The sequence below is a fragment of the Brevibacillus brevis genome (assembly GCF_900637055.1).
Lineage (GTDB): Bacteria > Bacillota > Bacilli > Brevibacillales > Brevibacillaceae > Brevibacillus > Brevibacillus brevis.
This window is the reverse complement of record NZ_LR134338.1, coordinates 12,501-20,000: the sequence shown is the minus strand read 5'-3', so window position 1 is coordinate 20,000 and position 7,500 is coordinate 12,501. Positions and strand designations below refer to the sequence as shown.

At 47.2% G+C, this 7,500-nt stretch carries 4 protein-coding genes and 1 rRNA gene (2 of these 5 running past the window's edge); 2 read left to right on the top strand and 3 right to left on the bottom strand.

Going from position 1 to position 7,500, the window contains the following annotated elements:
• Positions 1–2,047, bottom strand: partial view of a DNA gyrase subunit A gene (gene gyrA, locus EL268_RS00180; RefSeq protein ID WP_106657701.1) — the 5' portion only. 479 nt of this gene lie to the left of the window's left edge; the window shows 2,047 of its 2,526 coding nt (coding positions 1–2,047); its start codon is at positions 2,045–2,047; the stop codon falls past the left edge of the window.
• Between the two features lie 559 nt (positions 2,048–2,606).
• On the opposite strand from gyrA, the gene EL268_RS00175 reads away from it, so the two are divergent.
• Positions 2,607–3,332: a response regulator transcription factor gene (locus EL268_RS00175; RefSeq protein ID WP_106657700.1), complete on the top strand. Its 726-nt coding sequence runs from the start codon at positions 2,607–2,609 to the stop codon at positions 3,330–3,332.
• Complete coding sequence (locus tag EL268_RS00170) at positions 3,329–4,693, top strand: sensor histidine kinase (protein WP_106657699.1); 1,365 nt, start codon at positions 3,329–3,331, stop codon at positions 4,691–4,693. The genes EL268_RS00175 and EL268_RS00170 overlap by 4 nt, the downstream gene beginning before the upstream one ends.
• A gap of 57 nt (positions 4,694–4,750) precedes the next feature.
• On the opposite strand, the gene EL268_RS00165 is transcribed toward EL268_RS00170, so the two are convergent.
• Positions 4,751–6,025: an MFS transporter gene (locus EL268_RS00165; protein ID WP_106657698.1), complete on the bottom strand. Its 1,275-nt coding sequence runs from the start codon at positions 6,023–6,025 to the stop codon at positions 4,751–4,753.
• Between the two features lie 131 nt (positions 6,026–6,156).
• A 23S ribosomal RNA gene (locus EL268_RS00160) occupies positions 6,157–7,500 on the bottom strand; it runs 1,585 nt beyond the window's last position.

The following is a 7,500-nucleotide window of genomic DNA, read 5'->3' as shown; positions in this document are numbered from 1 at the left end:
CGTTACGTCCCATCGTGCGTACGTCTCCCTCATTGAAACGGACGGACATGCCTTTGTGAGTACCCATGATGATTTGTTGTTGGCCATCGGTCAGACGAACACCAATCAACTCATCATCTTCGCGCAGGTTAACCGCAATCAGTCCGCCTTTGCGAATATTTTCATAGGACTCCAGCGTGGTTTTCTTAATAATCCCCTTCTTGGTCGCAAAGAACAGGTAATGTTCTTGATCAAACTCCTTCACAGGGATTACCGCACTCACCCGCTCCCCTTTTTCAATCTGAATGAGATTGATGATTGGGGTACCTTTCGCTGTCCGGCTCAGATCAGGGATCTCGAATCCTTTTAGGCGATAAGCCTTCCCTTTGCTCGTGAAGAACATGATGTAATCATGCGAGTTGGTAATGTAGAGATGCTCGACAAAATCGTCATCCTTGGTTCCCAAACCCTGCACGCCACGTCCACCACGTTTTTGCGAACGGTAGGTGGAAACAGGCAGACGCTTGATATAACCATCATGGGTCAGGGTAATGACCACATCTTCCTCTGGGATCAAATCAGCATCATCGATGTGATTCTCATCGAAAGTAATCGCAGTACGTCTTGCGTCTCCGAACTTCTCTTTGATCTCACCCAGCTCTTCCCGGATGATCGCGTAGATTTTTCCTTCGTCTGCAAGAATAGCACGCAGTTCTGCAATTTTTGCCATGAGCTCTTGGTATTCGTTCTCGATTTTTTCTCGTTCCAAACCAGTCAGGCGTTGCAGACGCATATCGAGAATAGCCTGTGCCTGCTCGTAGGACAAGGAGTAATTTTCCATCAATCCGTTGCGAGCTTCTTCCGTGGTTTGAGAAGAACGAATCAAGCTGATAATCTCGTCAATATGATCCAACGCGATGCGCAAGCCTTCCAAAATATGCGCACGAGCTTCTGCCTGCTTGAGATCGTATTCGGTCCTTCTGCGGATAATGACGCGTTGGTGCTCCAAATAGTAATAGAGCATGTCACGCAGATTCAATACACGCGGACGACTGTCAACGAGTGCCAGCATATTCACACCAAATGTAGACTGCATTTGGGTATGCTTAAACAAGTTGTTCAATACAACCTTTGGAATAACGTCACGGCGCAATTCCATGACGATACGCATTCCTTTGCGGTCAGACTCATCACGAAGGTCGGTAATCCCTTCGATTTTTTTCTCGCGCACGAGCTCCGCGATTTTTTCCACGAGTCTAGCTTTGTTCACCTGATATGGGATCTCTGTTACGATGATGCGCGGTTTTCCTTTCCCATCCTCTTCAATCTGGGTTTTGGCACGCATAATAATGGAACCACGGCCTGTTTCATAGGCACGACGAATACCACTGTAACCGAGAATCTCCCCTGCTGTAGGGAAGTCAGGTCCTTTGATAATCTTCATCAAATCTTGAATCGTAATATCAGGATTGTCGATCATGGCAATGACACCATCAACAACTTCCGTCAAGTTATGCGGCGGAATATTGGTAGCCATACCTACAGCAATCCCTGATGCCCCGTTCAAAAGCAGGTTCGGGAAACGAGAAGGCAATACAACCGGCTCTTCTTTGCGTCCGTCATAGTTAGGAGTGAAATCGACCGTTTCTTTATCAATATCGCGCAAAAGCTCCAGCGCGAGCTTGGAAAAACGCGACTCCGTATAACGCATCGCCGCTGCCGGGTCGCCGTCTACAGAACCGAAGTTCCCTTGCCCTTCAACCAGCATGTAGCGCATGTTAAAATCTTGGGCCATACGTACCATCGCTTCATAGATGGAAGAGTCACCATGCGGATGGTAGTTCGCCATTACTTCCCCGACAACGTTTGCCGATTTACGGAACGGCTTGTCAGGAGTAAGGCCCATATCGTGCATGGCATACAAAATACGCCTGTGTACAGGCTTCAAACCATCGCGAACGTCAGGCAAAGCCCGACTGACGATAACGCTCATCGCATAGCTAATGAACGATTCTCTCATTTCGTGGCTAATATCGACTTTTGGAAACCGAGCAGTTTCTTCTGCCATAAAGGGTAAACCTCCAACTGGTTATCACAATACTTCATTATACCATATAGAGAGAGGACACGTCCAAAAAAACCAGTTGAATCAATCGATTTCCTCAGATTTCCTCCAACTTTGTACGTAAACTCGCGAGTTTTGTGGTATTCCTAAATATCCCAGCTTTGTTTTACGTTGGGTCATCACACAAAACAAAAAAGGCCCCTACATTCTGGCGCCTAGAATTTCATGTTTTTTTACATGTATTTATCATCATCTTTACAGCTTCACGACCATTTCCAATTCGGAGAAGCGAATCATTGTCTTCGTATCGATTAACAATCCGAACGTAATCGCGATCATCTGTAGTAGTTTTCTCATGGTGTATCCCTCCGTTTATTGAATGTACTTTGATTTTACATGGAATGAATAGTTCGTCCTATCGATTTGGATTTCAGCTTCCTTACACTCTTGTAAGAAACGTAGGAAAGTATGGGAAATGTGTGGGAAATGCCCCAAACAACTCCTTAAGTCCGTTGGAAGATGTACAATAAAGTGAGAATCTAAAGGTTCGCGGAGGAAACCTATGAAGACCTTTCACGTTGCCATCGTAGACGATGACATCAATATTCGTCAGATTGTCGAAGCCTATCTGCAAAAGGAAGGCTATGTTACAACTGCCGTTGAATCAGCCGAAGAGGCTATTACATTAGAGCAAGACAATCCTCCCGATCTATGGGTATTGGACATCATGCTGCCGGGTATGAATGGCTATGAGTTTTGCCGACGTATTCGTGCTGGCTCAGAAACGCCAATTATCATGGTTTCTGCTCGTGACGAAGAAGTAGACAAGATTCTTGGACTAGAGCTAGGAAGTGACGATTATCTCACCAAACCTTTTAGTCCACGTGAATTAGTGGCACGCGTGAATCGGGCACTCCAGCGTTGGAAGCAGATGAAATCCCATGTGGAAGATTCCCCTTTCATTGCGAAAGACAAAAACCCGGAAGAGGCTGCTGACAGTGCTCTTGTATTAGATAAGGAAAAACGTCTGGTATATTCTTTTGGGGAGGAAGTAGAGGTGACCTCGAAAGAGTTTCAGGTGCTCAGCCTTTTATCGGAGCATCCAAATCGGGCTTTTTCCCGCGATGAGCTGCTCTCTCTTATATGGGGATATGATTATTTTGGAAGTGATCGAGTGGTTGATGATCTCATTCGTCGTATCCGGAAAAAGTTGGACAAGATCCCTCTCGAAACCGTCTGGGGCTTTGGGTATCGCCTGCGATCTTTGGAAGGAACGAAGGATGAATGAGTATCCAATTTCGCATTACGTTGATGTTCGCTCTTCTCCTCTGCCTTGTCATGGGGGTATCAGCTGTCCTGATCAATTCGTTTTTGCTGGATAATTTAATCGAGCAGCAAAAGAATGAATTAAATCTAAAAGGTCGATTCTGGATTGAAAAAATGAACGAATCGAATATAAAGATTGAAACAGAGGGAGTCGCAGAACTCGAAAAGCTTCTCGTCTCCAATCGCAAGATAGAAGTTTTACTCTTAGGCAAAAAGAAAAAAGTGCTCTACACGTCCCTGCCTTCTTCCAATTTGAATGAGTGGATGGATGCCCTTGAGCGTAAAGCGGAGAAAAGGCAAAATCGAAACATTTGGATGGTCGGCAGCGATGATTACGTGGTCGTTAACTTGCCTTTTAAAAACGACGAGAAGCAACGGCTGATTCTGGCCTCTCCTGTACGTGGACTAAAAGACATTCGTATGGAGATGACGAATAACATATTGCTCATCGTTTTGATTGGAGCCGTATCTACGATTTTGCTCAGCTTTTTTATTACGCGAAGTATGGTGCAGCCACTCCATAAATTGACGAGAGAAATTAAAAAGGTTCAAGCACGGCGTTTTTCCGAAGTCCAACTCATTCCTGCTCGCGGTGAAATTGCTGAAGTCTCAAATAGTGTTTACTCCATGGCACAAGAGCTCGATCGTTTTCATGAAATCCAGAGGCAATTTTTACAAAACGCTTCCCACGAGCTAAAAACCCCTCTCATGTCTATTCAAGGATATGCCGAGGGAATTCGCGATGGCATTTTTGTTGATGCTGCTGCTGAAAAAGGTTTTGGTGTCATCGTAGAGGAAACCAATCGATTAAAGCATATTGTGACAGAAATTATATTGTTGGCCAAGCTTGAAGGCGAAGAGAATTTGTTTGATCCCTCATGGCATTCCGCTACTGACCTGGTGACTCGGGCCATTGAGCGTTTACACCCTTTGCAGCTCCAACACAATGTAACGATTTCAGTACGTCCGACGAAAACCAATGACGTCGTGTACGTCGATGAAGGAAAGTTTCTTCAAGCCTTGTTGAATATCATTGGAAATGCTTTGCGCCATGCTAAGGATCAGATTACGATCGAAATTATACCAGGCAAACATCAGCTCCAAATAGAAGTACAAGATGATGGTGAGGGCATCCCGGAAGAACTTCTCCCCCATTTATTTCATCGTTTTGTGAAAGGAAAAAATGGTGATGTCGGACTGGGGCTAGCTATTTCTCGAGCAATTATCGAACGTTCGCACGGCCGTCTCCAAGCAGAAAATGGTCCACTCCACGGCGCTGTTTTCCGCATCATCCTTCCCTTGTATCCACAGCCTGAAAACTAACACCCGAGTGATCTAGTGTCCACTCGGGTGTTTTTCTTTCAATCGATATATTTGCCTCTACATGTTCCCGGAAATTTTCGCCGTGAGCGCGTTCCTTCCAATCCGCATAACCATGACAGAAGCAATCAAGCAAAATATTCCCGCAATGATAAACATGATAAAGTAACTATTCAACATGGTATAAATGACTCCTCCACCGTAAGCGGCCACAGCAGCACCTAATTGATGTGCGGCCAATATCCAACCAAACAAAATTCCTGATTGCTGTTTTCCAAAAATATCGGTTGTCAACTTAAGTGTTGGCGGAACCGTGGCTACCCAATCTAAGCCATAGAAGACAATGAATAAGCCCAAGGTATACGTAGAAGAGGATAGCGCTGCAGGAAGCAACATTAACGAAAATCCCCGTAAACCGTAATACCAAAACAAGAGCCAACGATTATTAAAGCGATCCGAAAGCCATCCCGAAAATGTTGTTCCGATAATGTCAAAGATACCTATGAGAGCGAGTAAACTTGCAGCCGTTACCGCTGGAATGCCGTACTCCATACAAGCAGCTATAAAATGAGTACCGATTAAACCATTTGTAGAGAGACCGCAAATAAAAAAGCTGCCAGCCAACAACCAGAAATCAAAAGAACGCGATCCTCGTACTAAACCATCAACAGCTGCACGAAAAGGGTTTTGCTTGATGTCTTCTATTTCTTGATCAGCTTCTGTCGCACCAAATGCCTGAATTCCCTTGTCACTTGGTCGATCACGCATCAAGACAGCCACAATCGGAACCAAGACCAGCGCTGCTGTTGCAATCACCCACGATGCCAAACGCCAGCCATCTGATTCAGCCAAGCTTGCGAGAAGAGGAAGAAATACCAGCTGTCCTGTTGCACCACTCGCTGTTAATATCCCCATTACCAATCCTCGTTGCTTCACAAACCAGCGATTTGCGATCATCGCTCCCAATACGGAAGCCGTGCATCCTGAACCCAGTCCAACAACGATTCCCCAAAGTACAGTCAGTTGCCAGGAAGCCTGCATCCAAGTCGTGAGGGAGGACCCCAATGCTAACAGAATAAGGGCAATAATCGTGATACGCCTTATTCCGAACCGATCCATGACTGCTGCTGCAAACGGGCCTACCAATCCGTATAACAAAAGATTAATGGACAACGCTATAGAGATAGAAGAGCGACTCCAGCCAAATTCTTGTTCAACAGGAACCATAAATACACCAGGAGCAGAGCGAATTCCAGCGCCAATCAAGAGAATGAAAAAGGTGACACCCGCAATGATCCAGGCGTAGTGGAGCCGACTCGAAGAAGCTTGTTTCATAATGACATGACTCCTTTTTCGGAATAATACGTCAGAAATTTCAGTTTTTAAATGGTACAAAAAAACCATCCGAGTTGGATGGCTTCTTTTATTCCCTGAAAACTGGATCTGCATGATCAGTTGCTAAGTGTGTGGATAAGTCCTCGACCGATTAGTATTCGTCAGCTCCACGCGTTACCGCGCTTCCACACCGAACCTATCAACCTCATCGTCTATGAGGGGTCTTACCAGCTTGCGCTGTGGGAAGTCTCATCTTGGAGGGGGCTTCACGCTTAGATGCTTTCAGCGCTTATCCCGTCCGCACATAGCTACCCAGCTGTGCCACTGGCGTGACAACTGGTGCACCAGCGGTGCGTCCATCCCGGTCCTCTCGTACTAAGGACAGCTCTCCTCAAACTTCCTACGCCCGCGACAGATAGGGACCGAACTGTCTCACGACGTTCTGAACCCAGCTCGCGTACCGCTTTAATGGGCGAACAGCCCAACCCTTGGGACCTACTTCAGCCCCAGGATGCGATGAGCCGACATCGAGGTGCCAAACCTCCCCGTCGATGTGGACTCTTGGGGGAGATAAGCCTGTTATCCCCAGGGTAGCTTTTATCCGTTGAGCGATGGCCCTTCCATGCGGAACCACCGGATCACTAAGCCCGACTTTCGTCCCTGCTCGACTTGTAGGTCTCGCAGTCAAGCTCCCTTCTGCCTTTACACTCTACGAATGATTTCCGACCATTCTGAGGGAACCTTTGGGCGCCTCCGTTACCTTTTAGGAGGCGACCGCCCCAGTCAAACTGCCCACCTGGCATGGTCCTCTCGCCCGATAAGGGCGACGAGTTAGAAACTCCGTACATCAAGGGTGGTATCCCACCGACAGCTCCACAGAGGCTGGCGCCCCTGCTTCTCAGCTTCCCACCTATCCTGTACATGATGCACAAAGTTCCAATACCAGGCTACAGTAAAGCTCCATGGGGTCTTTCCGTCTTGTCGCGGGTAACCTGCATCTTCACAGGTATTATGATTTCACCGGGTCTCTTGCCGAGACAGCGCCCAAGTCGTTACGCCTTTCGTGCGGGTCGGAACTTACCCGACAAGGAATTTCGCTACCTTAGGACCGTTATAGTTACGGCCGCCGTTTACTGGGGCTTCGGTTCAAAGCTTCGCTTGCGCTAACTCATCCCCTTAACCTTCCAGCACCGGGCAGGCGTCAGCCCCTATACTTCGCCTTGCGGCTTCGCAGAGACCTGTGTTTTTGCTAAACAGTCGCTTGGGCCTTTTCACTGCGGCCCCCTCGGGCTATTAACCCTACCGAGGCGCCCCTTCTCCCGAAGTTACGGGGCCATTTTGCCGAGTTCCTTAGCAAGAGTTATCCCGCGCACCTTAGGATTCTCTCCTCGCCTACCTGTGTCGGTTTGCGGTACGGGCACCTTGTTCCTCGCTAGACGCTTTTCTTGGCAGTGTGAAATCAGGGACTTCGGTAC

What these genes read in the sequence shown, in the direction of transcription:
- EL268_RS00175 (WP_106657700.1), top strand. Translation starts at nt 2,607, where the DNA reads ATGAAGACCTTTCACGTTGCCATCGTAGACGATGACATCAATATTCGT.
- EL268_RS00170 (WP_106657699.1), top strand. Translation starts at nt 3,329, where the DNA reads ATGAGTATCCAATTTCGCATTACGTTGATGTTCGCTCTTCTCCTCTGC.
- EL268_RS00165 (WP_106657698.1), bottom strand. Translation starts at nt 6,025, where the DNA reads ATGAAACAAGCTTCTTCGAGTCGGCTCCACTACGCCTGGATCATTGCG.